Here is a 24,894-nt window from a genome sequence, read left to right as displayed (position 1 = left end):
CTGAAAGGGTTTCCATCGTGACGACCACCATCGCTCCTCCCCCACCCGCCCCAGCAGCTCCGCCACCGCTGACCCCCGGCAGCCGCACCGCGGTGCGGGTCCTGCTCGTCGCGGCTGCCGCGGTGCTGCTGATCGGAACGGTAAGCAGCCTGGCCGTTGCGGCGTTCGGCCTGAGCGCGCTGCGCATGACCACCGACACCCAGCCCCTGCCCGCCGCCATGAAGTCGCTGACCGTCGACACCGCCGACTCCACGACGCTGGTGCGCATCGTGGCCGACCGTGCGGCAGCCGAACCGCGGGTGGACCTCCGCCAGGTCGACTCGCGACAGTCACCAGGTGCAGCGGTGTCGGTCACCAACGAGCCGGGCGGCACCCGCGTGACCGTCGCATCGCAGTCCGGCAAGTTCATGGACTGGAATCGCGCGGGCGAGCTCACCGTGACACTGCCGCCCGATCTGGCGCGAAAGCTGTCGGTCACCGTGCAACAGGAGGACGGCGTGGTGATGGCCCAGGCGGACCTGGATCAGTTGGTCGCCCGAACGACCGATGGGGCCATCATGCTGAGCGGCTCGGCCCGGCGCATCGAGATCACCAGCCAGGACGGATCGGTGATCACTAAAGAACCGATCTCGGTCACCGAATCGTTCAGCGCCACCACCTCCGACGGCGACATCTCCGTGGACTTCAAGAACGCCGCACCAAAGACCGTCGACGTGACCAGCCGAGACGGTGACGTCACCATCGCGCTCCCGCCGCACGGCCCCTACCTGGTCGATGCGAACACCGACTACGGAGACGGGTCGACGGAGGTCCAGGTACCTCAGACGAACGACCCCGACGACGCGGCGGCGCTGGTCACCGCACGGTCCGAAGACGGCAACGTGGTCGTGACCACGCTGGGTCACAGCTGACCCCGACGGTCGTCGCCGCCGACATGTGAGCCGTCTATGAATCCGTTGAGCGATCGCACGAGGGTGGAGAGACTGTGAAGATGACGACACCGCAGGTCAGCGGTTCGACTCGACGGCAGGCCGTCCTTGGTGAGCTGCCAAGAACGCTGCCCGCCGACGACGAGCGCGACCTGTCCAACCTGATTCGGATGGCGCTGCGTGACGAGGGCTGGGGAATCGATGTCGCACACCACGCGGCGGAATTCGACCACATCGTCGCGCAGTTGCGGAGCGTGTTGTGCCGGTCGGCCTACCCAACCCCTGCGCGTGACGAGCCAGTCACCGTCGGTGATCTCGTCCTGGACGACGCCAGTCGGACCGTGACGCGGGCCGGATCGTCGATCTCGTTGACCTCCACGGAGTTCGAGCTGTTGCGCTACCTCATGCTCCACCAGGGGCGGGCGGTGAGCCGCAAGGAGATCCTCGCCAGGGTCTGGAACTACGACTTCGGTGGCCGGTCGGGCATCGTCGACCTCTACGTCTCGTACTTGAGGAAAAAGGTCGATGCCGGGCGCGCGCCCATGATTCATACCGTGCGCGGTGTGGGGTATCTGTTGCGCTCCGCTGAATAAGCGGGATGCGGGCCCGAGGCGCAATTTCTCGGCGCGAGTTCATTCATCGCGCGCGAATCATTTCGCAATTTTTAATGAGCATTCCTGGCCATACCAATACGGGAGTGTGGCGTCGTTTATCACGCCACACTCCCGTCGCAAATCAATGCACCCCGACCGCGTCAGCACGCCACGTCGACGAGCACGGTCTTCGCCAGAATCGTCTCGTTCGGCGACCCGCCCCCGCGCGAGTCGACGGTGCTGAAGGTCTGACCCTGCCGGACCGACGTCACCGTGCACGTCGCCAACGGCGCAGCTCCAGACCGGTTCACGATCACGTGGTAACCGCTGGACTCGAGCGTTCGCACCATGTCGTCGACCTTCGACGGACCCCCGGGCGCCGCGGCGGCGACGCCCGCCAGCCCAAGCACCGAGGCAGCCATCGCACCCGCGGCGAGCGCGGAAAACGTATATCTCTTCATCCCCGTAAATCTCCTTTAGTGTCCGCGGAATCCGCTCCGCTTCCCAATGAATTCGACACCTCCAGAATAATGCAGTTCCAAGCACATTCCTGGTTCTCATAGAGAACGCAAAGATAACGAATTGAGGCATGTGACAAGTCGCCAAAGAAACGGTCAGCGAGCACGCAGTCCGTCGACGGCTTGGGTCAGCGCGGTCGCGGCGCGGTCCACCGCGGAAAGATCCTCGGCGTCGGCCGCCTGCCGCAACTCCTGCATCGCGCCGTCAACGACCTCGGGTGCCTGCACCCCGTGCCGGGTGCGCTCCCACACCCGGTCCAATGCCGCCACGTCGGCCAGCAGGAAACCCGCATCGTCTGCTGCGACGTCGACGGGAAGCTCACGCGCCCACAGGGCCAGCTTGGCCAGATCCACGTCGATCACCCGCTGGTACAGCAGGCGCAGGTCGAGCTCATTCTGGGCGATGCGCAGCGCGGCCGCCTGCGCCGACCCCTCATTGGTGGCGCCGTTGAGCGCCTCGATGTCGGCCTTCATCTGTGACGCCATCTGCGGGGGAATCCCCTTGGAAAGCACCCCTTCCCAAGCGCGACCCAACGCCGAGGCGGCTTGCTTCACGTCATCACCGCCCACGGACGCCGTCGCCTCGAAAACCCTTGCGGTGGCCGCGGACAGCGCGCCGAATTCCGCGGGAGCAGGCCCTTGCCTGCTGTCGGTCGGCACCGCCAGCGACACCGCTTCCAGTTCGCCACCTGGGCTTCCGGTGGAGAATTCGCCGTACCCGGGAGCGAAGACCTTTCCCTCACGCGTCCCGTCCATGTGCAATTCCATGACTTCGATTGCCCCACTGATGTTTCCGCTTGGGCCGGCGACGGTCTGGTTGACCTTCTGGACACGCACCTCCTCGAACACGACCTCCGGCGCGTTCTCCGGGCGGTAGATGTTCCCGACGGCCGGCATGGCCGGCATGATCATCGCGGCCGGTGTCTTGTCGCTGGCCACCCACGTTCCCTTGGTATCGGCCACCTTGCCGTCCTCGAAGTTGGAGACATCCTCACCGAAGTACCACACCGAGCCGTCGTCGGCCTGCGCGTACGAGTCGATCGCCACCTCGTGGATGCGACCGTCCGAGTAGGCGACGTACTGGATGATCGCGGTGTCGACCGTTTGTCCACGCCGCTGGAGCGGCTTGGTCCCTGGCAACAGGGTCACCTCGGTGCGAAACGGCTTGCCGTCGACCTGACCGCCCATGATCACCTGCTTGACCTCGCTGGTCGGATGCAGTGGGTTGGTGATCGGGATCGGCTTGCTGAACACCGGTGTCACGAGGTCGACCCGGTCACCGCCCGGCGCGATGGGCAGGCACTCGTCGGTCTTCTTCCCGGATTCGTCGACCACATTGATGCATTCCACGGCGGGCGGGGTGGACGGGCTGTGGGAAGAGTCCTTGCCACATCCGGCATCCAGCGCGACGACGATTGGCGCGCAGATCAACATCGTGGCCAGGCGACGACCGGCGGTGGCATTCACAGTCGGCCCTAGTTGCCGTCGCCGTCGGGCTCGGTGTCTGCACCCGGCCCGTCGGTCTTGTTGCCGACCACCACGAAGTTCTGGTCGAGCTGAACGTCGACCTGGCTACCGTCACCCAGAGTGACCTCCACCTGGTAGAGGCTCTCCTCGTCGCCAACCTCGGTGCCGGTCACGTTGCCGCCGCCCGTGAATGCCAACGCGGCCTGGCTGGCCTTGGCCAGCGCATCGCCGGTGATCGGCGTTCCCTCGCCGTCGTCGGGTTGTGCCGCCGCGATACCGGTCCCGATCGCGACCGCGGCGACCCCAGTCGCTGCGGCAATTCCGATCTTTTTGAGATTCATGGCGGCGATGCTGCCCTGGCTTACCTGACCGCAGCCTGAACCGAAGTCAGCCGTTGTCGGCGGGGAAATGTCACTCCGACGCGCGCCCCGCCGAGTGGCGATCGAGAAATCGATACCGAGCCGCCGTGCGCCCGGACGACCTCGTCGACGATGGCCAAACCCAGACCGCTGCCACCGTCGTCGCGGGACCGCGCTTCGTCGAGCCGAACGAACCGCTTCAGCACCCGTTGTCTTTCGGCCTCGGGAATCCCCGGCCCGTCGTCGCCGACCGTCAACACCACGTCGCCGCCGCGATCGGCGAGGGTGATGTCGACCCGGGTCGCGGCGTGCCTGGCGGCGTTCTCGCCGAGGTTGCGCAACACCCGTCGCAACGCATCGACGTCCCCGTGTACTCGCGCCGCCCCCACAGCCGACGTGTCGACCTGCAACGAGGTGGTGGACCGCAGGCGCCGGGCCTCCTCGAACGCCAGGTCGTCGAGGTCGACGGGCGCACGTTGCGGCGGGACGTGTTCGTCGGCCCGAGCCAGGACCAGCAGGTCCTCGACCAGTCGTTGTATCCGGAGTTCCTCGGCCAGCACCACGTCGGCCAGTTCGGTCGTGGTGATTCTGTCCGGATGTGCGAGGGCGACCTCGGCATGCTGGCGGATCGTGGTGATGGGCGAGCGCAGCTCGTGCGATGCGTCGGAAACGAAGCGCCGCTGACTGTTTCGGGCTTCTTCCAGCCGGGCCAGCATGCGGTTCATCGTTGCGGCCAGCCGTCCGATCTCATCGTCGACGTCCGGCTGCGGAACCCGCCTGTGCAGTTGTGCGGCGGAGATCTCGTCGACCTCGCGTCGGATCGCCTCGACCGGGGCGAGCGCGCGGCCCACCATCGCCCAGGTGGTGACCGCCACCACCACCAGCAGAACCGGCAATCCGACCAACAGCAGACCGGTGACCAGCGTGGTGGTCTCGAAAACGCCAACCAGCGCACGGGCCACCAGCACCGTTCGCGGACCTTGGGGAGTCTGTGTGCCCTCGGCGACGGCCAGAAAGTCGTCGTTGTCCAGTGGCGTGGGGACCTGCGCGGACTCGCCTGGCTGCAACCGCGCCACCGCGGGTTGACCGGTGACATTGCGGCTTGACGCGACCACCGCGCCGTCCGGGCCAAGCACCTGAATAAGCTGCTCGTCGCTGCCGGCAACCTCCAGAACCGGCGGCTGGCCCGATTCGAGCTGACCCGCCACTTCGAGTGCCTGGGCGCGAGCGGGATCCTTGACCTCGTCGACGAGCGTGTAGCGCAGCACGATGAGAAGCACCGCCGCCCCAGCGACGAGCGCAACACCGACGACAATCGTCGCCACGACCGTGGTGGCCGCCCGCACCGTGCCCACCCGGGCGCGGATCCGTCGAACTACCTCACCCATGGTCGGCGACCAGCCGGTACCCGGCGCCCCGAATGGTTTCGATCGTCGGCTCGTCCAGCTTCGTCCGGAGCCGTCGCACGTATACCTCGACGATGTTGGGATCACCGTCGAAATCGAAGTCCCACACGTGGTCGAGGATGTCCTTCTTGGAAAGCACCTCGCCGGGATGGCGGATCAGGAACTCCAGGACCGCGAACTCGCGGGCGGTGAATCCGATTTCCTTGTCGCCCAACCACACCCGACGTGCCGCCGGATCCAATCGCAATTCGCCGACCTCGAGCACCGTGGGCCGGGGGCGTGCGCCTCTCCGCAGCAACGCCCGCAGCCGGGCGACCAGCACCGCGTATGCGAACGGTTTGGCCAAGTAGTCGTCGGCGCCGGTGTCCAGACCCTCCACAACCTCGGCGACCCCGTCCTTGGCGGTGAGCATCAGGATCGGGGTCCAGTTGCCGTCGCTGCGGAGCGTCCGACACACCTGGTATCCATTCGCGCCGGGCAGCATTACATCGAGAACGATTGCGTCGAAAGGGTTTTCCCGCGCCATCCAGATGCCGTCGATGCCGTTGTGCGCGACATCGACGGCGAAACCCTCCGCCTCGAGTCCCTTTCGCAGGCCCGCGGCGAGCCGTCGCTCGTCTTCGACCACTAATAGACGCATCGTGGGGCAATGATCGCAGGCCGAAACTGACGTGCGGCTGAATTCGTGGGGCTACGCCAGGCCCGACATGATCTTGGCGACCGACGCCGCCTTGGCCTGCCGATAACCGGTGCCTGCCCACACGTTGGTGCCGTGCGGATCGCCGGCCCGCACCGCTGCGGCTCGCAGCGGGCTGGTCAGGTAGTGGATCTCGGGATAGCCGAACGGCGCCTCGGCATCGTGCTCGTCGATGAAGCGATTGCGTAGGCCCCGCGCGTACCGCCCGGAGAAGGACCGCGTCACGACGGTCTCGGTGAACTGCGGGTCCTGCAGCGCCGCACGGTGCACTGGGCTGCTGCCCGCTTCGTCGGCGAGCAGGAACGCGGTTCCCAAGCTTGCGGCCACCGCACCGGAGGCCAATACGTCGGCGACGTCGACGGCGGTCATCAACCCACCCGCAGCGATCACCGGCACGTCCAGGCGGACGGTCGTCGCGCGGAGCAGCTGCGAGAGCGGCTGGGTGGGCGGCGTGGCCGACGGGTCGAGCGTCCCGCGGTGCCCGCCCGCCGCCGGACCCTGTGCCGCGACTGCGTCGACGCCGACGGCGACGGCCAGCTCCGCCTCGGCGAGGGTAGTGATCGTGCCGACCGTGGTGATGTCCGCGCCGCGTAGTCGCGCGCACTCCGCGGCGTCGGGCAGCCCGAACGTGAACGACACCACCTCGGGCTTGAGGTCCATCACCACCTCGAGCTTCGCCGACCACTGGTCGTCGTCGTATCGGGGTTCGCCGAGGTGGGCGTCGTAGCGCGCGGATTCACTCTCGAGGGCCTGCGCGTAGCGGTGGATCGCGTAGGGCAGGGCGGCACTCGAGCGCACCACGAAGAGGTTCACGCCGAGCGGACCCGACGTGAGTGCCCGTGCGGCCGTGATGCGTTCGGCGAGAGTCTCGGCGCTGAGGTAACCGGCGGCGAGGAAGCCGAGGCCGCCGGCGTTGGTCCCGGCGGCGGCGAGCTCGGGAGTCGTTGGTCCGCCCGCCATGGGGGCGACGATCACCGGCACGTCCAGTGCACGCAGGTCCAGTCCGGCCATCACCGCACCGCCTTTCCAAACATCAGGCAGTCCTGCGGTTCGGGACCGAGATTGGGAAATACCGCGTACCGCGCGAGGCGGCCTTCGAGGGTGAGGCCGCTTCGTCGGAGAACTCCGGCCGACCCCGGGTTGTCGACGTGGCAGTACGCCGAAACCCGGTACACGGTCGGATCGCGCCGAGCCTCGTCGATCAACAGCTGGGCCACCTCCGACATGATTCCCTGCCGCCACCACCGGCGGCCGATGCAGTACCCAAGTTCTACCGTGTGCGGCGCAGGCCTGCGCCAACCGCAGGTGCCGAGGAATTCGCCGCTGTCGCGGGTTTCGATGATCCACGTCGGGTCGGCGCCGACGTTGAACAGCCTGGTGATGACGCGGCGGGTCTCGTCGACTCCCCGGTGCGGGGTCCAGGACATGTAGCGCGACACTTCGGGGTCGGAGGCCATCCCGTCGAACATCGCTTCCGCGTCGTCGACGTGCGGCGCACGCAGTCGGACACGCGCACCTGTCAGCGTCGCCGGCCGGACCGGGTGGTTCGCCATGGCTCCATCCTGCAGTGCTGTGCTCGCGGCGTCGAAGGTGGTTGACTCGATTGAATGGCCATCACGTTCAACCACACCATCGTGGCCGCCAAGGACCGTCGCGAATCAGCGGACTACTTCACCGAGCTCTTCGGGCTTCCGCCTGCCGCGGAGTTCGGACACTTCCTGGCGGTGACCCTCAATCACGGCGTCAGCCTCGACTTCGCCCAGGCGCCCGACGACGCGGACATCCATCCGCAGCACTACGCGTTCCTGGTCTCCGAAGCCGAATTCGATGCGATCTACGGCCGCATCCACTCACGCGGGCAGGAGCACTGGGCCGACCCTCGTGGCGCCCGTCCCGGCGAGATCAACGACAACGACGGCGGCCGCGGGGTCTACTTCCAGGACCCGTCCGGGCACTACCTGGAGATCATCACCCGGCCGTACGGGTCCGGCGGCTGAGCACCCGCGACGCCAACAGGGTCACGCCGTCGCCGTTCAGTCGTACGAGCGCGCTGGGCCGATCCCCCAACACGGACACCAGGTCGGCCGCGCGGCCACTGACCTGGGGCCCGTCCACGCCGTGGGTCCAGTCCGCGTCGGTCGCGGACAGCCTCAGACCGCGGCTGTTGCGGTACGCCGGGACGAACGGATTCGGAAGCGACACTTGCGTGTTCAGCACGGCGATCAGCACGTCCTCGGCAATCGCGGGCTCACGGTCGAGCGCATAGAGGATGTCGAGTTCGTGGGTGACGTGATCGCCGACCATCATCCGTCGCGGCAGCAACCGGCCGATGCCCTTGGGCTGGTCGATCAGCCGCGAGAAGTCCTCGAGCAGCTCGGCGGGCGACCGCATCTGCGCCAACGAGCACGCAAGCGTGGTGTTGGCGCCGTCGAACGAGCCGCCATGCCTGTACATCTCGGCCACCACAGGGCCAAGACCTCCGCCGTACCCGACGACTAGGTGCGCCAACACCTGGTGATTCGTCCATTCGTCGCACAGGCTCGGTGCGGACCACTCGTCGGGGCTCAGGGTCGACGCGACGTCCAGGAATCGAAGATCGTTGGGACGCAACAAGTCACGACTGGACATCGAGGTGCTCCTTGAGGAAGGCCGTCTGGTCGGCGAGCACCCGACTGACCAGCGGCGGGTGGTAGATCGCGAAGTGGTCCGACGCGTAGTGCCGGGCCACCCCGTTCGGTGCACGCCACGCCACCAGCGCCGCGTAGCGCGGGTTCATCAGGTTCTCCTCGTCGCAGACGCAGACTAGGAGCGGCGCGGTGACGCGGCGGGCGCACCGCAACGCCGACGTGGTCACCATCGCCACCGCGTCGGCCGCGGCGATCCGGTTGTCGAAGCCACAGCCGGGCGGGACGGTGGAGTTCCAGCCGGCCTCCGCTCCTGGCGCGGTCACCATCGCGAGGCTGCCCGGCGGGCCGACGATGGGCACGTGCCTGCGGCCGCGGCGGGTCACTGCGCGCACGGCGTCCTCGACGATGGCTGGGGTCAGCCGCAGTGGACCCGAGATGCCAAGGCTGCGTGCCGCACCCGGCCCGTGCACGATCGGGCACTGGATCACGGCGGCCGCGAGGTCGGGCCGGGTGGCGGCCACACGGACCACGTTCATGCCGCCGAGGCTGGTCCCCCATAGCGCGAGCCGTGCCGGGTCGACGTCGGACCGCTTGCCGAGGTAGGCCAGTGCCGCGGCGACGTCGGCCCGCTGTCGGGGCATCGAGATGCGTTGTCGCGGTTGCCCGTCGGAGGCTCCGGTGTGGCGGTAGTCGAACGCCAGCGTCGCGATGCCCGCTGCCGCGAAGTGCTGCTCGTATTGCGCCAGCATCATGTCGTGCGTCGCGCCGAGACCGTGGACCAGCACCACGGCAGGGTGCGGCCCTGCCCCGGCGGGCAACGTCAACCATGCCGCGCACGTGGTTCCGCCGGACGGGAAGTCGACGCGATGGGTCGGAATCTTCGTGGATGCTGAGCCGGGCATGACCCTCCTCGATAGGTACGGTGTACGTATTCGCTACACTGCATCACGTACGTTGTACTTGTCAAGGTCCCGCATGGGAGGAAACGTGAGAGCGCGATTCACGGTCGACGAAATCGCCACTGCGGCTTTGGGAATCGTCGACGAATCCGGACTGGGTGCGCTCAGCATGCGTTCGTTGGCCGCCGCGCTCGGAACCGGGCCGATGACCGTCTACAACTACGTCGCCGACAAGGAGGGGCTGGAGGAACTCGTCGTCGCCGCCGTGGTCGCCGACGTCGCCGTGCCCGCCCCAACGTCCGATTGGAAGCGCGACGTCCACGCGATCGCGACCGCGATGTGGAGCGGTGTGCGCGCCCACCCCGCCGCCATCCCGCTGGTGCTGACCCGCCGGATGTCATCGGCCACCGGTTTCGCGATCGCCGACGCGCTGGTCGGCGCCTTGGAGCGAGCGGGGCTGGCGGACGAGGACCGGCTCTACGCATTCCACGCAGTGCTGGGCTTCGTCGTCGGGGCGGCGCAGGCGGAGCTGGCGGGCCCGCTGGCGCGTGGCCGATCGGCCGACGCGACGGATGCCGCCGCGCGGATCGGCGCGGTCGCCGGCGAACAGCACCCGCACATCGAGGCGTTGTCGAAGGTCGCCATGCGGACGTCGGTCGAGGAGGACTTCGACGGTGGGCTTCGGATGCTGCTCGACGGGATCGCGCTGCGCAGCCGCTGAATCAGCCGTGCCCGCGCTTCTCCTCTTGCGCGAGGTAATCGCCGGCCAGCCGGCTGACGTGTTCGGGTAACTCCCCGAACGCCACGTCGGCCAACGTCGTCTCCTCGAGCACTGATCGCATGCTGGCCCGCAGGGCGCGCCACACGTCGGTCAGCGCCGCGGTGGGCCCGGAGTACGGCAGGTCGCCGAGCGCGATGTCGCGGACGCTGGCCAGCGGGCCGTCGATGCAGCGCATCACGTCGGCGATGCTGATGTCGGCGGCGGGCTGGGCGAGAGCGTAGCCGCCGTCGCGACCGCGGTGGCTGCGCACCAACCGGTCCGTGCGCAGGTCGGAGAGGATGTCGACGAGGAACTGTGGCGGGATGCCCTGCGCCTTGGCCAGGTCGTCGGTCTTGACCAGCACGCCCTCGTCAACCGTTGCCAGCTGGACCATCGCACGGATGGCGTACTCCGCCTTCGCCGACATCCGCATACGGCGCATTGTGCCACCGACCTTTGCGCGAACCCTGCAAGCCGGATCCATTCTCGGGGTCTCTTCGCTCCTGTGCGCCGGATAGACCACCATCAACACATGACCACACGCGTCACCTGCTGTCAGATCCCCCTGAACATCGGCGACACCACCGGAAACCGCACCACCTCCTCCGCCGCGATCGAAGGAGCCGCCCGCGACGGCGCACAAATCGTCGTGCTGCCGGAACTGGCGTCGTCGGGCTATGTGTTCGCCGACCGCGCCGAACTCGCGTCCCTCGCCGAGACCCGCGACGGCCCCGCCGTCACCGAGTGGGCCGATCTCGCAGCGGCCTTCGGCCTGACGATCGTCGCGGGATTCCCCGAAGCGGCGGGCGACAAGGTCTACAACAGCGCCGCGGTCGTCGACAGAACCGGGTTGCGCGGCGTCTATCGCAAGGCCCACCTGTGGGATGCGGAGAACGCGGTGTTCGACCGCGCCGACGACCTGCCGTTGCTGGTGGACACCGAGCACGGCCGCATTGGCGTGATGATCTGCTACGACGTCGAGTTCCCAGAGTGGGTCAGGGTGGCGGCCCTGGCCGGCGCCGACCTGCTGTGCGCGCCGGTCAACTGGCCGCTGCTACCCCGCCCGGAAGGCGAGCGGCCGACCGAGGTCGTGCGCGCGCTGGCAGGCGCGGGCATGAACCGGATGCCCATCGCGGTGTGTGACCGCGCTGGCGTCGAACGCGGCGTTGACTGGATCGGCGGCAGCGTGATCATCGATGCCGACGGCTACCCGCTGGCCATCGCCGAGTTCGGCAAGCCGGGCGTCGTCACCGCCGACGTCGACCTGGCCGAGTCGAGGGTGAAGAAGTTCAACGAGCACAACGACGTTCACGGCGACCGGCGAACCGACCTGTACCGCCGCACCGCACTACTCGACTGAGGGCCGGCCCGTCATGGCACGCACCGACCCAGGCAACGCGATGCCCGGCGTGAGGTCCGGTGCGGGCTGCGGTTCGCCGTAGTTGACCGTCATCGGCACGACGCCCGCCCAGGCGTCGCCCGCGACGTCCTCGTCCGGGTCCTCTGGCCAGCCGTCGCTGATCTTCAGCGACCAGCTGTCGGCGCCGATCGGCATGCGCAACGCCAGGGTGGCGGCGAGTTCCTTGCGCGTGCTCTTACGCAATTCGGCGACGCGCCCAGGGATGAACTTCTCGGTCACCGTATCGAGGTAGCCGAGCTTGTCGGCCTCGGGGACCTGCTCGAAGACGCCGAACACGGTGGCACTTCGATACTGGAACGACGACTCGAATGAGCTACGCGCCACCACGACGCCGTCCAGCGTGGTCACCGAGACCGCGGCTGGGGCACCGGCGGCCAGCGCACGCATCCACGGCGAGCCCGTCGAACCGTGGATCACCAATTCGTCGCCGATCCTGGCGAACCCGGTCGGGAAGATCACCGGGTGACCATCGCGGACCAGCGCGACGGTGGCCAGCGGCGTGCTGTCCAGGAGTTCGTCGAGCCGGGGGCGTGAGGTGTCCTGTTTCTCGCTGATCCGGGTAACGCGGGTCGAGGGCTGACTCATGTTCGTCATGATGCCTTGAACTGCGGTTCAACGCGACCGATTGAGCCCCAAATCCCGGCCCCACCAGCACTTTCAGGGTCAGTCATGGCGCGCGCCTTGGTGAGGCAGGTCGGGCGCCGTCAGTCCGGGATCGCAACCGCGTCGGGCACCACGACGGCGAACAGGTCGGCGATGCCCGCCAGGCTTGCGGACTGGACGGTCGCGGCAGCTACCGATTCGCCGCCGAGGCCAGGCAGCGACCGGGTTGCGGTTGCGGCGGCCACCACGGTCGGCGCATAGCCGAGGTTGAAGGCGCCCCGCGCGGTCGAGTTGACGCACATGTGCGTCATGAAGCCGGCGATGACGAGATTCGACGCGCCGACCGCCTTGAGACGCTCCTCGAGATCGGTCTGCACGAACGAGTTCGGGTATTGCTTGACCACCACGGGTTCACCGTCGCGCGGCGCCACCCTGGCGACGATCGCGCCGCTCTCGCCGTCGACGTCATACAGCGAACCCGGACCGTCGGAGTGCTGAATATGGATGATCGGAATGCCCGCCGAGCGGGCCCGGTCCAGCAACACCGCGGCCTCGTCGAGTGCGGCCTGCACGCCCTCGAGTTCCATGACGCCGTAGGTATAGGTCTTCTGGCAGTCGATGAGGACCAGCGTCGAATCGGCCAGCGCCGCGGGCTCAAGAGGAAGCTCGGACAGGGCACGCAGCGTCGGGTTGCTCATGTCGTCGAGCGTACTGCGGGCTCAGTCCGCCCATCTGCGAACGATGTCCGCGCACACGTCGAGAGCCGTCTGGATCGCCGGTTCGCCGCTATAGTCGAGCCGCGCAGTCGCGATGAACGCGAACCAGTCCTCCGTGCTGTTCTGATCGTAGCTGTGCATCCAATACTTTTGTTCTTGCCCACCCGGTGGCGCCCAACGCATTTCGTGCCCGCGGACGAACTCGGAGACGGCCGCGAGCTGACGCACCTGTTCGGCCACCTCGGACAGATGCCCGTCGTAGATCTCACGTGCCGTCGTGCTGGCACCGAACGCACGGAGGAAATCCGCTTCGAGCGTCGGGGCTGCCGACGCTTTTCCGGCGACGGCGTCCCAGATGGGCTGCGCGATGAACGCGTAGACGATGACGTCTCCGTCGAGCACGGTCGATGGCGGATAGAAGTTGCCGTAGCGCTCCCAGCACGAGCAGGTCCGTTCGATCACGGAGACCAAGTCCTCGATGCCGCGACCGGCTCATACCCGGTGGCCGTGTGCCGCAGGATCACCGCAGGCGCGCCGACCCGATCGACGCTGACGCCGGTCAACATGCACGTGCAATCGTAGAAACCCACCACCGAAATTCTGCCACCGTCGCAGGGCAGGTCCATGCGGCAATTAGCCTGCGGTGACGGCCAACACCGCCTCGGCCAACTCCGGTCGGCACACGATGAGGTCGGGTAGCGACACGTCTACCTGGTTGTAGATCAACGGCGAGCCGTCGATGCGGGAGGTGAACAGACCTGCGGCCCGGGCCACGGCAACCGGCGCCGCGGAGTCCCACTCGTACTGACCGCCTGCGTGCACGTAGACATCGGAGATGCCCTGCACGACCGAGGAGACTTTGGCTCCCGCCGAACCCATTTCGACGAGCGTGCCGCCCAGAGCGTCGCGGACGGCCAGCGCCACCGCGGGTGGGCGGGTGCGCGAGACGACGATCCGCGGGGTGGCTGGCGCTGCGGGCGGCGCGGCGACGTCGGGGGTGGCCAGGGTGACGCCTTGGGCGGGCAGCGCAACGGCGCCTGCCACCAACTCGCCCGCTTCCCACAGCGCGACGTGTACGGCCCAGTCCTCGCGGCCGAGTTCGGAGAACTCACGCGTGCCGTCGAGCGGGTCGACGATCCACACCCGGTTGGCACTCAGCCGTGCCGAATTGGCCTTCTCTTCTTCGGAGGCCTCTTCGGAGAGCACCGCGTCCTCGGGGCGTTCCGCAGCAAGGGCCTTCATCAGATATTCGTGAGCGCGCCTGTCTCCAGCGTCCTTTCGCTCGGAGACGGTGGCTTCCGCGAACTCGATGCGCACGCCGAGCAGCAGTTCACCCGCCTCGGTGGCCAGCCGTGCCGCCAGCTCGTGATCTGCGGCCAACCCCCGGTCGCTTCGCTGGAGCCGCGCTTGCGCGGACTGCCCGCCGGTCACCGCGGCGCGCTGATCATGTCGACGACCTGCTGTGCCAGCGCCTCCACCGACTGATCCGGCGTGAGGCGAAGGTCCGGCTTCTTCGGCCGCTGATACGGGCTGTCGATACCGGTGAAGTGGGTGATCTCCCCCGCCCGTGCCTTCGCGTAGAGGCCCTTGGGATCACGACGTTCGCAGTCCTCAATCGGGGTGTCGCAGAACACCTCGAAGAAGTCGTAACCCTGGTCGGCGTGCACCTTGCGGGCCAATGCGCGGTGCTCCGCGAGTGGACTGATGGCGGGTACCAGCACGATCTGCCCGGAATCGGCGAGCAGCGTGGCGATGTGGGCCAGCCTGCGGAGGTTCTCGGCGCGGTCGGCCATCGAGAAACCGAGGTCGGCGTTCAGCCCGTGGCGCAGGTTGTCGCCGTCGAGAACGTAAGCGGGACGGCCGCTTTCGAGCAGCTTCTGCTCGACCAGCATCGCCACCGACGACTTACCCGAACCGGAAAGCCCGGTGAACCACACCGTGCTCCCCCGCGACAGGCGGTCCTGCGCGGTGACGAGGTTCTGGTGCCGAATGGCATTGGGGCTCGCCGTCCGACCTGCGGCAGGTGACGTGTCGCGGACCATGCCGGCAGCGACGGTGCCGTTGGTGTCGGGGTCGATCAGGATGAACGATCCGGTGGCGGCATTGCGCGAGTACTCGTCGAGTAACAACGGCACCTGCGTGCGCAGCGTGACACGTCCGAGTTCGTTGAGCTTCAACGCCGTAGCGCCCTTGTCGCGGTGCAGCGTATTGACGTCGAGCCGGTAGTCCAGCGCGGTCACCTTGGCGCGCGTCGTGCGGGTGGTGTGCTTGATGACGTAGTCACGGCCCGGCTCCAGCGCCGTCTCGTCGGCCATCCAGCAGACGGTGGCGTCGAAGTCCTGGGTGGCGTGCGGCTGGTTGTTGACCCGCGTGATCATGTCGCCGCGGGAGATGTCGATGTCGTCGGCCAGGCTGATCGACACCGCCATCGGCGGAAATGCCTCGGCGACTTGACCGCTCGGACCCTCGATCACGGTGATGCGGCTGGTCTTGCCCGTTGGCAGAACCACGATCTCGTCACCGGGACGCATGACACCGCTGGCCACCGTGCCCGCGTAGCTGCGGTGGTCGGCGTGCTCGCGGGTCTGCGGCCGAATCACGTACTGGACCGGGAAGCGCACGTCGACGAGGTTTCGGTCCCCGGCGATGTAGACCTCTTCGAGATGGGTGAGCAGTGCCGGGCCCTCGTACCACGGGGTGAGATCCGACTTGGTCACCACGTTGTCGCCGTTGAGCGCCGACAGCGGGATGGACGTCACGTCGTGGATGTCCAGCCGTGCGGCGAATTCGTGGAAGTCGTCGCGGATCTTCTCGAATCGCTCCTCGTCCCAGTCGACCAGATCCATCTTGTTGACCGCAAGCACGATGTGGCGGATGCCCAGCAGGGACGCCAGGAAGGCGTGCCGACGCGACTGTTCGAGCAATCCGTGTCGGGCGTCGACGAGCACGATCGCCAGTTGGGCCGTCGACGTGCCGGTCACCATGTTCCGGGTGTACTGCGTGTGCCCTGGGGTGTCGGCGATGATGAATTTCCGCTTGGCCGTTGCGAAGTAGCGGTAGGCGACGTCGATCGTGATGCCCTGCTCACGCTCGGCGCGCAGGCCGTCGGTCACCAGGGCGAGGTCGGTGTAGTCGTGCCCGCGCTCCTTGGAGGTCTTCTCGACCGCGGCCAGCTGGTCCTCCATGACGGCCTTGGAGTCGAAGAGCAGCCGACCGATCAGGGTCGACTTGCCGTCGTCCACTGAGCCCGCGGTGGCGATGCGCAATAAGGTTGCCATCAACTGTGCTTTCTCTTCTTCGCGCAAGCGCTCATCAGAAATAGCCCTCTCGCTTGCGGTCTTCCATGCCAGCCTCGGAAATCCTGTCGTCGGCGCGGGTGGCGCCCCGCTCGGTGAGCCGCGATACGGCCGTCTCGGCGATCACCTCGGACACCGTGCCCGCCGACGACTCGACGCAACCGGTGCACGTGACGTCGCCGACGGTGCGGAACCGCACGGTCTTCTCGACGATCTCCTCGTCCTTGCGCGGCTGCAGGTACTTGTGCACCGCCAGGAACATGCCGTCGCGCTGAAACACCTTGCGCTGGTGGGCGTAATAGATCGACGGCAGCTTGATCTTCTCGGCGCCGATGTAGGACCAGATGTCGAACTCGGTCCAGTTGGACAGCGGGAACGCCCGGATGTGCTCGCCCTTGTGGTGCCTGCCGTTGTAGAGGTTCCACAGTTCGGGCCGCTGCACCTTCGGGTCCCACTGACCGAACTCGTCACGGAAGCTGAACACCCGCTCCTTGGCCCGCGCCTTCTCCTCGTCGCGGCGCGCGCCGCCGAATGCGGCGTCGAACTTGTTCTCCCGGATGGCGCGCAGCAGCGTGAAGGTCTGCATCGGGTTGCGCGACGGGATGGTCTCGACCACTCGGCCGGCATCGATGTCGTCCTGCACCTTGGCGACGACGAGCCGCACCCCCGACTCGGCGACCAACTCGTCGCGCGCCTGCAGTACTTCGTCGAAGTTGTGGCCGGTGTCGACGTGCATGACCGGGAACGGCAGCCGGCCGGGCCGGAACGCCTTGATGGCCAGGTGCAACATGACGATCGAGTCCTTGCCGCCGGAGAACAGCAGGACCGGCCGCTCGAACTCGGCGGCGACCTCGCGGATGATGTGGATGGCCTCGGCCTCGAGCGACCGCAGATGGCTCAGCTCGTAGCGGGCCGCCTGCGGATCGACCTGAACCTCCGTCATGACTTCATCACTAAGTTGGTAGATATGACCAGAATTGCAAGCATGACCAGGAATGTAACGAACGGGGCAGTACGGTGTCAATGTTCTACCTGCGCGAGCAGACGCAAACGGCCCTGAAGCGGCCCAAATGAGGGCCCTTTGTGACTGCTCGCGGGAAGTCGCTCACGGCCCGATCACCGCACCGAGGTACTTCTGGCTCAGGGCCGCATACGTTCCATCGTGCTGCGCGATGTTGAGCCACTGGTTGATCCACTGCTGCAGGTCACTCGCGGACCGCGGAACGAGATAGGCCTTCTGCTCGAAGGTGAACGGGTGGTCCAGACTCTGGCCGCACAGTTGCCGGTCTTGATTGGCCTCCCAGCGGATCTCGCTGGCGTCGGTGATCATGACGTCGGCCGCATTGCTGGTGAGTTGCCCGAAGATCGTGTTGTTGTCCGGATAGGTCACGATCTGCGCATTGTGCAGGTGCTCCTTGTCGAAGTCGGCATTGGTGCCGCCGGGGTTGACCACCACTCGGACACCTGGCCGGTCCATGTCGCCGAGCGTCTGGAACTTCGAGGCGTCCGCGCACCGGACGATGGCAGCTTTTCCATCACGCAAGTAGGGCGCGCTGTAGACGGCCTGCGTGGCGCGCTTGAGCGTGATGCTGATTCCGCCCATGGCGACGTCGCACTTGGTGTCCAGATCGCCGACCAAATTCGCCCATGTCGTCGGCACCAGGTCCAGCCGAACTCCCAACCGAGCGGCCATGTCGTGGGCCATCTCGATGTCGAGTCCGCTCCAATTGCCGGCTGCGTCGCGATAGGTGAACGGGCGGTAGTCGCCGGTGCTGCAGACACGGACCGTGCCGCGCTGCAGAACTTGCTGCAGGCCGGCCGTCGGCTGCGACGTGGGAGCCGACGTCGTCGTCGAGCTGCACGCCGCAGCGAGCACGACAACCAACGCGGAGAACACGGCCAGCCGGATCGACCTCATCCGCCCATCCTCCACGCCGACCAGCTCCGTTACCCCACAGGTAATTGATCGGCCCCAGATACTGGAGGCATGTCTCTTCCCGCAACCGCGCCCACTGGCGCCGAGATCATGGCCCAGTTCATCCCGCAGTCACCGTTCGTCGCCAAGCTCGGCATCGTCGCCGAGGTGCTCGACGGCGACGAGGTGCGGCTGCGGATGCCGTGGGACCCGACGAACGTCACGCTCGGCGACATGGTGCACGGCGGCGCCATTGCGTCACTGGCCGACGTCACCGTGATGGCGGCGGCGTGGGCAGGCGTCGAGGCAGCTCCGTCGCTGCGCGGGGTCACCGTGTCGATGGCGATGCAGTTCCTCGCCCCCGCCCGCGCGACCGACCTAATCGGCGTCGGCCGCGTGTTGCGGCAGGGCAGGTCGCTGGTCAACTGCGACGTCGACGTGGTGACGCCGGACGGCGAGCTCGTCGCGAAGGCGATCGCGACCTACAAGGTCGGCTGAGTCAGTCGTTGGGCGTGATGACCGCGCGGCCCTGAATCTTGCCGTGGTGCAGCAGGTCATAGGCGTGCGCGGCATCGTCGAGCGAGAAGTGTTCGACGAGCATCTTGATCTTGCCGGCTTGGGCGAGGGTGACGACCTCGATGAGTTCGGGGATCGATCCCCAGAACGGTGATGCGACCGAGCACTCGTGCGGCGGGCTGTTGAAGTTGACCGGCAAGGTCGCGTTGCCGACTCCGACGATGGCGAGGTGCCCGAGGACGCGCGATACCTGGGCAGCCATCGTGAGCGTCGGGGTGACGCCGACCAGGTCCAGCACCAGTTCGGCGCCCTGTCCGCGGGTGATGTCCTTGATGCGCTTGACGGCATCGTCGCCGGACACCAGCCCCTCATCGGCACCCATCTCCTTGGCGATCTTCAGTTTGTCGTCGGAAGTGTCCACCGCGACAACGGCTGTCGCGCTGCTGAGCGCCTTGAGCACCTGGATCGCCATCTGGCCGAGTCCGCCTGCACCGATCACCACCGCCGTCGAACCCGGTCCCAGCAGATGCACGGAACGCTTCACAGCGTGATAGCTCGTCAGGCCCGCATCGGTAAGCGGAGCCGCCTCACGCGGATCCAGGCTGCCCAGCGGGATCAGGTAGCGGGTAGCCGGAACTAGGACGTATTCGGCCATTCCGCCGTCGGTGCCACCGAGGCCGCCCGGGCTCGGCTTTCCCGGTGTCTCGCAGTAGTTCTCCATTCCCTTGCGACAGTTCATGCACAGGCCGCACCCCCACGGTCCGTACACGATGACGGGATCACCTTGCGCGAAACCCGTTGCGCCAGGCCCCATCTTCTCGACCCAACCCGCGTTCTCATGCCCAAGCGTGAAGGGCAGCGTGAACGACCGTGACCCGGCCGGAGCTTCGAGGAGATGAAGATCCGAGTGACAAGCTCCCGCGCCGCCGACCTTGACCAGCACCTCCCCCGGCCCAGGATCTGGAACCGGGACATCACGAAGTTGGCCAGGCTGTTGCCATTCGACGAACTGGAAGGCCTTCACCCGTCAGGCCCTCCCTTTCCCGTCGCTTCGCTCGCCTTGATCCGGTCGAACTCGACCTGGAGATGCAGCGGCCCGCGGAAGATCTGGTTCTGCCGGTACGGCGGCGGATCGACGACCAGTCGCGGATTCTCGACGCGCCTCAGGAACGTCTCCAACGCGATGTTGACCTCCAGTCGTGCCAGTGGACCACCGACGCAACTGTGCACTCCTCGGCCCCAGCCCACGTGTTGGTTGTCCTGGCGCTGGATGTCGAACTTCTCGGGGTCGGGGAAGCGCTTGGGATCGCGGTTGGCCGCGCCATACAGCAGATGCACCGCAGAGCCTGCGGGGATCACGGTCCCCCCAACCTCGACGTCGGCGGTCACGCTGCGGCTTGGGAAGAACTGAACTGCGGACTGCAGCCGAAGCACCTCCTCGATGGCCTTTGGGATGAGTTCTGGCTTCTCGCGGAGCAATTCGAGCGACTCGGGATTGCGCAGTAGGAGCAGCACAGAGTGTGCGATCGTGTTGACAGTCGAGTCGTGACCCGCGATCAGCAGCAACATCGCGTTGGCAGCAGCCTCTTGCGGTGTCATCGGCCCGTCCGGACCGTCCTTGTCGTTCACCAGCTTCGACAGCACGTTGTCCTGTGGATCCGTCAGGAACCCCTGTATCAGCTCGGCCATATAGGCCGTGAGTGCAGCCGTACTTTCCTTGCCCTTTTGCGCGCGGGCCCGGCCTTCTTCGGTCGCAGCGTCCGGGCCCATGTCGGCGCCCGCCATGAAGTCGAAGATCCAGCCGTGGAAGGTGGGTTCGTCCTTCAACGGGACACCGAGGATCTGGCAGATCACCGCGACCGGCACCGGATAGGCATAGTCATCGACGACGTCGAAGACGTTGGCGCCCTTGGCCTTGATCGCGTCTAGCGAGTCGTTGCACAGTGCCTGGATGTCGACTGCCATGTTGGGGATGACATCTGGGGAGTGTGGTGGCGCGAAGTGCCGCATCACCTGCCTGCGTTGCTTGTCGTGCTTGGCCGGGTCGGACACGATCAGGCTCGGTTCGGTGCCATAGGCCTGCATGTGCTCGGCGCCGATGTCGGGTTGCACGTGAGCCGCCGGTTTGGCCGAGATGGGGCTGCGGCTCATGTCAGAGCTGACATGGGGGTCGTGCGCGAGCTGGAGGAGCTCGCGGTAGCCGGCGACCACGTAGACCTTGTCGGCCACCTGTACGACGGGCGTCTTGCGGAGTTCGTCGAAGAACCGGTATGGGTCGTGCCTGTTGTCGTATCGCATCGCCTCGGTCCAGGCGGTTTCTGCGGTTGTCATGGCTGCTCTTCTCTAGCGGACTCTTGGACGGAATTCGGCGCCTCGCGACGTCGGATCATGGCCGGTGAGAACGACATCCGGAATCCCGGTCGGTTCGCGCGGATCCGGGAATCGGGCCGACATCACCTGTGTATCCGTTGGCAGGTCATATCCCGGTGGCGGGGGTGGGAACGGCGCCGAACGCTCGATCATCGCCGCGTAGTACTCCAACCACTTCCCGTGGTTGAAGGTGATGGCCCCGACGATGCGGCCGTTCTTGCCGAAGGCGGCGGCGAAGCGGAGATCCTCGACCGAGCCCTGGGTGAACACGATCTCGTCGCCGAAGGAGCACACGCCGCAGCCCTTGATGTTGACGCCGAACTGCCCGGACCAGAACTGCGGCAGCGGCAGGTGCGGGCGGCGTCCCATCTCGAGGTTGACCATGTTGTGTGCCGCAGTCTGGGCGCCCAGTACCGCGGCGTCCACGTGCTCGATGGACATGAACTGATACTCGTAGAGCACATGTGGTGCCCGTGCGATATCGCCTGCGACGAAGATGTTGTCGGTCACCACACCGTTGACGTCGAAGGCACGGCAGCCGGCATCGCAGGCCACACCCCAGAACCCGGTGGCGAGTTCAGCACCTTCGAGCCATTCGACGTTGCGGATGGAACCCAGCGACGCGACCACCACGTCGACGTCGAGCGTGGTCCCATCGGAGAGCTTCGCGCGCCGGACGTGTCCGTCGGCGTCGCCTTCCAACGCCTCCACCGCGACACCGGTACGCAGGTCGACTCCTGCGTCGCGCTGCATCTTGGCCGCGATGTCACCGATCACTCCGCCGAGCGCACCGACCAGCGGTGCGCTGGCTCGCTCCGCGACCGTCACGTCCAGTCCGAGATCACGGCACACCGAGGCCATTTCGGAGCCAATGAAGCCGGCCCCGACGATCAACACCCGCTTCGGCCCGGCCTTCAGCGCCGCCTGCAACTCAGCCGCGTCATCGCTGGTGCGCAGCGTGTACAGGCCCTTCAGCTTGGCCTCTTCTGGGTTGAACCACTGCCGGGACCGGACGCCGGTGGCGATCAGCAAGCGGTCGTAGGGCACCTTCTCGCCGGTGGCCAGCAACACCTCGTGGTTGTCACGGTCCAGCCCGGTCGCCGCAACGCCAAGGCGCCAGTCGGCGTCGATCGCTCGCATGCGTGGCAGCTTGGTGTTACCCGCGGGCACCCAACCCTTCAGCACCTGCTTGGACAGCGGCGGGCGGTCGTACGGCTCGTGCACCTCGTCGCCGATCAACGTCAGCGATCCGGTGAATCCTTCGTCCCGCAACGCTTCCGCGGCGCGCAGCCCGGCCAGCGAGGCGCCGACGATGACGATGCGACCCGTTGCCTTGAAACTGGTGACCAGATCAGAGACGAGCGATGCCGTCGTCATTTCGTCGTCCTGTCCGATGGCGGATCCATCTCCGCGATGATCGCCTGTACCGGGCAGGACGCCACCGCCCGCGCGACCTGCTGACGTTGTGAGTCATCGGGATTCGGGTCGTATGCGAGCGCTTCCTCCCCTTGCAATTGAAGGACGTCCGGCGCCAGCGGGACGCATTGCGCGTATCCCAGACAACGATTCAGGTCGACGACGATGCGCATGCGTGATCGGCTCCTTCTCAACCGGCGCTGAGGGCTGGTCAGCGCAGCTCCCGAGATTCGGGGGAACGGCGCTGACGGTACGGTAAATAGAGCTCCCGAAAGCAGCTTTCAGCACAGTCGTCGCTCCCGCAAAGAGCGGCTCACCGCGCGAGGTCGCCGGGGGTTCGGCCGATCCCTACATCGGCGCGTTGGCCGGCTGGAACGCCCCGGAGCCGTCGTCGTCCTCTTCGGCGCGGATCACGTGCACGACGGCGTTGATCAGGGCCAGGTGGGTGAATGCCTGCGGAAAGTTGCCGAGGTGGCGTCCGGTGCGCGGCTCGATCTCCTCGGCATACAGGTGCAGCGGGCTGGCGAAGGACAGCAGTCGCTCACACAGATGTTTGGCTCGGCTGATCTCGCCGATCTCGACGAGTGCCGACACCAGCCAGAACGAGCAGATGGTGAACGAGCCCTCCGCGCCGGACAGCCCGTCGTCGGTCTCCTCGGTGCGGTAACGCAGCACCAGTCCGTCCTCGGTGAGCTCGTCGGCGATGGCCAGCACCGTCGCACGCAGCCGCGGGTCGTCGGACGGCAGGAAGCGGTTGAGTACGGCCAACAACAGCGAGGCATCCAAGGCGTCGTCGCCGTAGCGCTGGGTCAGCGCGCCGCGCGCATCGACGCCGTTGGCCAGGATGTCGGCCTTGATCTCCTCGGCGATCGCCCGCCACTGCTGGGCGTAGCTCCTCTCGTTGTGCAGTTCTGCGAGTTTCGCGCCACGGTCGAGCGCCACCCAGCACATGATCTTGCTCGAGGTGAAGTGCTGCGGTTCGCCACGCACTTCCCAGATGCCGCGGTCGGGTTCACGCCAGTGCTTGATGGCCTCCTCGACCTGACTCTTGAGCACGGGCCACAGCGTCTCCATGATCTGTTCGCGCGATTTGGCGTGCACGTACACCGAGTCGAGCATGGTGCCCCAGATGTCGTGCTGCTTCTGATCGAACGCGCCGTTGCCGATCCGCACCGGCCGGGAGTTGTCGTAGCCGGAGAGGTGGTGCAACTCCTCCTCGACCAGGGTGCGTTCCCCACCGACGCCGTACATCACCTGAAGTGGGTGGGGCTCATCGTCGTTGGCGCCCGACACGTCGGCGATGAATGCGAAGAAGTCGTCGGCCTCACGGTCCAGGCCCAACGTGTACAGACCCCAGAGCGCAAACGTCGAGTCCCGGATCCAGGAGTAGCGGTAGTCCCAGTTGCGTTCGCCCTGAAGGGTTTCCGGCAGCGACGTGGTGCTCGCCGCCAGGATGGCTCCCGTCGGCGCGTAGCTGAGGCCCTTCAGCGTCAACGCGCTGCGCTGAAGGTAGGCCCGCCACGGATGGTCGGGGAAGTCGCCGACGTTGATCCACTGCCGCCAGCATTCGCTGGTGGTCCACATCTTGTCCGCGGCCTCGGCATAGGTCTGCGGTGCGGCATTGGAGGAGAAGCTCAACGCGACGAAGACGTCGTCGCCTTCCTTCAGCCTGGTGCGGGCCCTCGCCTGCCTGCCGTCGAGTCCGATCCGCAGGTTGGTGGTCAAGCGCAGGGTCGGGTGGGCATCCGGATCACGCTTGGCCCTGGCTATCGCCTCCCCGTATCCCTCGGCCGCGTACTCCCAGCCCGCCGGGATGCGGCTGTAGTCGAAGGAGGGCTCGCAGTCCATCACCAACTCGACGGTGCCACTGACGCACTTCACGGTGCGCAGCAGCGTGTGCTCGGCGTCCCAGTCGGTCGGGGTGCGGCGATGCGTGCGCGATCTGCTCTCGATGTCGTGCCACTGACTCATCACCAGGGTGTCCCTGACGATCATCCAGCCGGTGTTGGTCTGCCAGGTGGTCTCCAGAATCAAACTGCCCGGCAGGTATCGCCGCGCCGCGGGCACCGATACGCCATACGGGCTGATCCGAAAGTGCCCGGCACTGCGGTCCAGGATGGCGCCGAAGAAGCTCGGGGAGTCGGGGCGCGGCGCACACAGCCACTCCACCGACCCGGCCGACGAGATCAAACAGGTGTTCTCGCAATCCGAGAGGAATGCATAGTCGGCGATCGGCGGAAACGGATTTCGCGGATTGCTTGCCACGTAGGGCACCGGCGCGGTCGTATCGAGTCGCACGGGGGCGCCGTTCTCATCCGCGGGCGTCGTGCTCTGCAGGACCATGTCGACATCATCGACCGTCGGGTGCTCGGGCGGAGGTAATCGGG

27 protein-coding genes and 1 pseudogene are annotated in these 24,894 nt (G+C 66.8%); 6 read left to right on the top strand and 22 right to left on the bottom strand.

Annotation, left to right across the window (positions count from 1 at the left end; all coding sequences use genetic code 11):
* Positions 1-17: 17 nt before the first annotated feature.
* Both HNP02_RS30625 and HNP02_RS30620 read left to right on the top strand, forming a co-directional pair.
* Positions 18-911 carry a DUF4097 family beta strand repeat-containing protein gene (locus tag HNP02_RS30625; RefSeq protein ID WP_184444389.1) on the top strand — a complete coding sequence of 298 codons (894 nt, stop codon included), beginning with the start codon at positions 18-20 and terminating at the stop codon, positions 909-911.
* Between the two features lie 254 nt (positions 912-1,165).
* A pseudogene (locus tag HNP02_RS30620) lies at positions 1,166-1,522 on the top strand (winged helix-turn-helix domain-containing protein); the annotation flags it as partial.
* Positions 1,523-1,683: 161 nt separating this feature from the next.
* Here the strand turns inward: HNP02_RS30620 and HNP02_RS30615 are convergent.
* The 7 genes from HNP02_RS30615 to HNP02_RS30585 all read right to left on the bottom strand — a co-directional run bounded on the left by HNP02_RS30615 (position 1,684) and on the right by HNP02_RS30585 (position 7,522).
* The gene (locus tag HNP02_RS30615) at positions 1,684-1,983 is read right to left on the bottom strand and encodes a hypothetical protein (protein WP_184444387.1); all 300 of its coding nucleotides are present in this window, start codon (positions 1,981-1,983) and stop codon (positions 1,684-1,686) included.
* Between the two features lie 153 nt (positions 1,984-2,136).
* Positions 2,137-3,507, bottom strand: a complete 1,371-nt coding sequence (locus tag HNP02_RS30610) for a hypothetical protein (RefSeq protein WP_255507121.1) — start codon at positions 3,505-3,507, stop codon at positions 2,137-2,139.
* A gap of 8 nt (positions 3,508-3,515) precedes the next feature.
* The gene (locus tag HNP02_RS30605; RefSeq protein WP_184444386.1) at positions 3,516-3,848 is read right to left on the bottom strand and encodes a PepSY domain-containing protein; all 333 of its coding nucleotides are present in this window, start codon (positions 3,846-3,848) and stop codon (positions 3,516-3,518) included.
* A 20-nt stretch (positions 3,849-3,868) separates the two neighbouring features.
* Positions 3,869-5,254 carry an ATP-binding protein gene (locus tag HNP02_RS30600; protein ID WP_184444385.1) on the bottom strand — a complete coding sequence of 462 codons (1,386 nt, stop codon included), beginning with the start codon at positions 5,252-5,254 and terminating at the stop codon, positions 3,869-3,871.
* Positions 5,247-5,912, bottom strand: a complete 666-nt coding sequence (locus HNP02_RS30595; protein ID WP_184444384.1) for a response regulator transcription factor — start codon at positions 5,910-5,912, stop codon at positions 5,247-5,249. The genes HNP02_RS30600 and HNP02_RS30595 overlap by 8 nt, the downstream gene beginning before the upstream one ends.
* 51 nt (positions 5,913-5,963) lie before the next feature.
* Positions 5,964-6,980 carry a nitronate monooxygenase gene (locus HNP02_RS30590; protein ID WP_184444383.1) on the bottom strand — a complete coding sequence of 339 codons (1,017 nt, stop codon included), beginning with the start codon at positions 6,978-6,980 and terminating at the stop codon, positions 5,964-5,966.
* Positions 6,980-7,522: a GNAT family N-acetyltransferase gene (locus HNP02_RS30585; RefSeq protein ID WP_184444382.1), complete on the bottom strand. Its 543-nt coding sequence runs from the start codon at positions 7,520-7,522 to the stop codon at positions 6,980-6,982. Before HNP02_RS30585 ends, HNP02_RS30590 begins: the two co-directional genes overlap by 1 nt.
* Positions 7,523-7,576: 54 nt before the next feature.
* Here HNP02_RS30585 and HNP02_RS30580 point away from each other — a divergent pair, with 54 nt between their 5' ends.
* Complete coding sequence (locus tag HNP02_RS30580) at positions 7,577-7,966, top strand: VOC family protein (RefSeq protein WP_184444381.1); 390 nt, start codon at positions 7,577-7,579, stop codon at positions 7,964-7,966.
* Here the strand turns inward: HNP02_RS30580 and HNP02_RS30575 are convergent.
* Entirely contained in the window at positions 7,938-8,597 is a 660-nt protein-coding gene (locus HNP02_RS30575; RefSeq protein WP_184444380.1) for a maleylpyruvate isomerase family mycothiol-dependent enzyme, read from the bottom strand. The two genes, HNP02_RS30580 and HNP02_RS30575, sit on opposite strands and share 29 nt — an antisense overlap.
* A complete protein-coding gene (locus HNP02_RS30570; RefSeq protein ID WP_184444379.1) occupies positions 8,584-9,498 on the bottom strand; it encodes an alpha/beta hydrolase in 915 nt (304 codons plus the stop codon). The genes HNP02_RS30575 and HNP02_RS30570 overlap by 14 nt, the downstream gene beginning before the upstream one ends.
* Before the next feature lie 85 nt (positions 9,499-9,583).
* On the opposite strand from HNP02_RS30570, the gene HNP02_RS30565 reads away from it, so the two are divergent.
* On the top strand, positions 9,584-10,216 hold the full coding sequence (locus tag HNP02_RS30565; protein WP_184444378.1) for a TetR/AcrR family transcriptional regulator C-terminal domain-containing protein: 633 nt from the start codon (positions 9,584-9,586) through the stop codon (positions 10,214-10,216).
* Between the two features lies 1 nt (position 10,217).
* Here the strand turns inward: HNP02_RS30565 and HNP02_RS30560 are convergent, their stop codons facing one another.
* Complete coding sequence (locus HNP02_RS30560) at positions 10,218-10,688, bottom strand: RrF2 family transcriptional regulator (RefSeq protein ID WP_184444377.1); 471 nt, start codon at positions 10,686-10,688, stop codon at positions 10,218-10,220.
* Between the two features lie 99 nt (positions 10,689-10,787).
* Between HNP02_RS30560 and HNP02_RS30555 the strand changes: the two genes are divergently transcribed.
* Positions 10,788-11,615 carry a nitrilase-related carbon-nitrogen hydrolase gene (locus HNP02_RS30555; RefSeq protein ID WP_184444376.1) on the top strand — a complete coding sequence of 276 codons (828 nt, stop codon included), beginning with the start codon at positions 10,788-10,790 and terminating at the stop codon, positions 11,613-11,615.
* On the opposite strand, the gene HNP02_RS30550 is transcribed toward HNP02_RS30555, so the two are convergent.
* From HNP02_RS30550 to HNP02_RS30520, 7 genes are all read right to left on the bottom strand, one after another.
* Positions 11,604-12,269: a pyridoxamine 5'-phosphate oxidase family protein gene (locus HNP02_RS30550; RefSeq protein ID WP_184444375.1), complete on the bottom strand. Its 666-nt coding sequence runs from the start codon at positions 12,267-12,269 to the stop codon at positions 11,604-11,606. The two genes, HNP02_RS30555 and HNP02_RS30550, sit on opposite strands and share 12 nt — an antisense overlap.
* A 110-nt stretch (positions 12,270-12,379) precedes the next feature.
* Complete coding sequence (locus HNP02_RS30545) at positions 12,380-12,976, bottom strand: cysteine hydrolase family protein (protein ID WP_184444374.1); 597 nt, start codon at positions 12,974-12,976, stop codon at positions 12,380-12,382.
* A gap of 21 nt (positions 12,977-12,997) precedes the next feature.
* Positions 12,998-13,456, bottom strand: a complete 459-nt coding sequence (locus HNP02_RS30540) for a hypothetical protein (protein ID WP_184444373.1) — start codon at positions 13,454-13,456, stop codon at positions 12,998-13,000.
* Between the two features lie 171 nt (positions 13,457-13,627).
* Complete coding sequence (locus HNP02_RS30535; protein ID WP_184444445.1) at positions 13,628-14,374, bottom strand: 3'(2'),5'-bisphosphate nucleotidase CysQ; 747 nt, start codon at positions 14,372-14,374, stop codon at positions 13,628-13,630.
* 47 nt (positions 14,375-14,421) lie between these two features.
* A complete protein-coding gene (gene cysN, locus HNP02_RS30530) occupies positions 14,422-16,344 on the bottom strand; it encodes a sulfate adenylyltransferase subunit CysN (RefSeq protein ID WP_184444444.1) in 1,923 nt (640 codons plus the stop codon).
* Positions 16,307-17,233, bottom strand: a complete 927-nt coding sequence (gene cysD / locus HNP02_RS30525; protein ID WP_184444372.1) for a sulfate adenylyltransferase subunit CysD — start codon at positions 17,231-17,233, stop codon at positions 16,307-16,309. Before cysD ends, cysN begins: the two co-directional genes overlap by 38 nt.
* Positions 17,234-17,395: 162 nt before the next feature.
* The gene (locus tag HNP02_RS30520) at positions 17,396-18,208 is read right to left on the bottom strand and encodes a transporter substrate-binding domain-containing protein (protein ID WP_184444371.1); all 813 of its coding nucleotides are present in this window, start codon (positions 18,206-18,208) and stop codon (positions 17,396-17,398) included.
* Between the two features lie 105 nt (positions 18,209-18,313).
* Here HNP02_RS30520 and HNP02_RS30515 point away from each other — a divergent pair, with 105 nt between their 5' ends.
* Entirely contained in the window at positions 18,314-18,703 is a 390-nt protein-coding gene (locus tag HNP02_RS30515) for a PaaI family thioesterase (RefSeq protein ID WP_184444443.1), read from the top strand.
* A gap of 1 nt (position 18,704) precedes the next feature.
* Here the strand turns inward: HNP02_RS30515 and HNP02_RS30510 are convergent, their stop codons facing one another.
* The 5 genes from HNP02_RS30510 to HNP02_RS30490 form a co-directional block, all read right to left on the bottom strand.
* Positions 18,705-19,745 carry an NAD(P)-dependent alcohol dehydrogenase gene (locus HNP02_RS30510; RefSeq protein WP_184444370.1) on the bottom strand — a complete coding sequence of 347 codons (1,041 nt, stop codon included), beginning with the start codon at positions 19,743-19,745 and terminating at the stop codon, positions 18,705-18,707.
* On the bottom strand, positions 19,742-21,052 hold the full coding sequence (locus HNP02_RS30505; protein ID WP_184444369.1) for a cytochrome P450: 1,311 nt from the start codon (positions 21,050-21,052) through the stop codon (positions 19,742-19,744). The genes HNP02_RS30510 and HNP02_RS30505 overlap by 4 nt, the downstream gene beginning before the upstream one ends.
* 12 nt (positions 21,053-21,064) lie before the next feature.
* Entirely contained in the window at positions 21,065-22,468 is a 1,404-nt protein-coding gene (locus HNP02_RS30500; RefSeq protein WP_184444368.1) for an NAD(P)/FAD-dependent oxidoreductase, read from the bottom strand.
* On the bottom strand, positions 22,465-22,680 hold the full coding sequence (locus HNP02_RS30495; RefSeq protein ID WP_184444367.1) for a ferredoxin: 216 nt from the start codon (positions 22,678-22,680) through the stop codon (positions 22,465-22,467). The genes HNP02_RS30500 and HNP02_RS30495 overlap by 4 nt, the downstream gene beginning before the upstream one ends.
* A 175-nt stretch (positions 22,681-22,855) precedes the next feature.
* A complete protein-coding gene (locus tag HNP02_RS30490; protein ID WP_184444366.1) occupies positions 22,856-24,850 on the bottom strand; it encodes a glycoside hydrolase family 15 protein in 1,995 nt (664 codons plus the stop codon).
* Positions 24,851-24,894: the final 44 nt, after the last annotated feature.

The sequence above is a fragment of the Mycobacterium sp. AZCC_0083 genome (assembly GCF_014202335.1).
Taxonomy (GTDB): domain Bacteria; phylum Actinomycetota; class Actinomycetes; order Mycobacteriales; family Mycobacteriaceae; genus Mycobacterium.
This window is presented reverse-complemented; position numbering and strand designations above follow the sequence as displayed.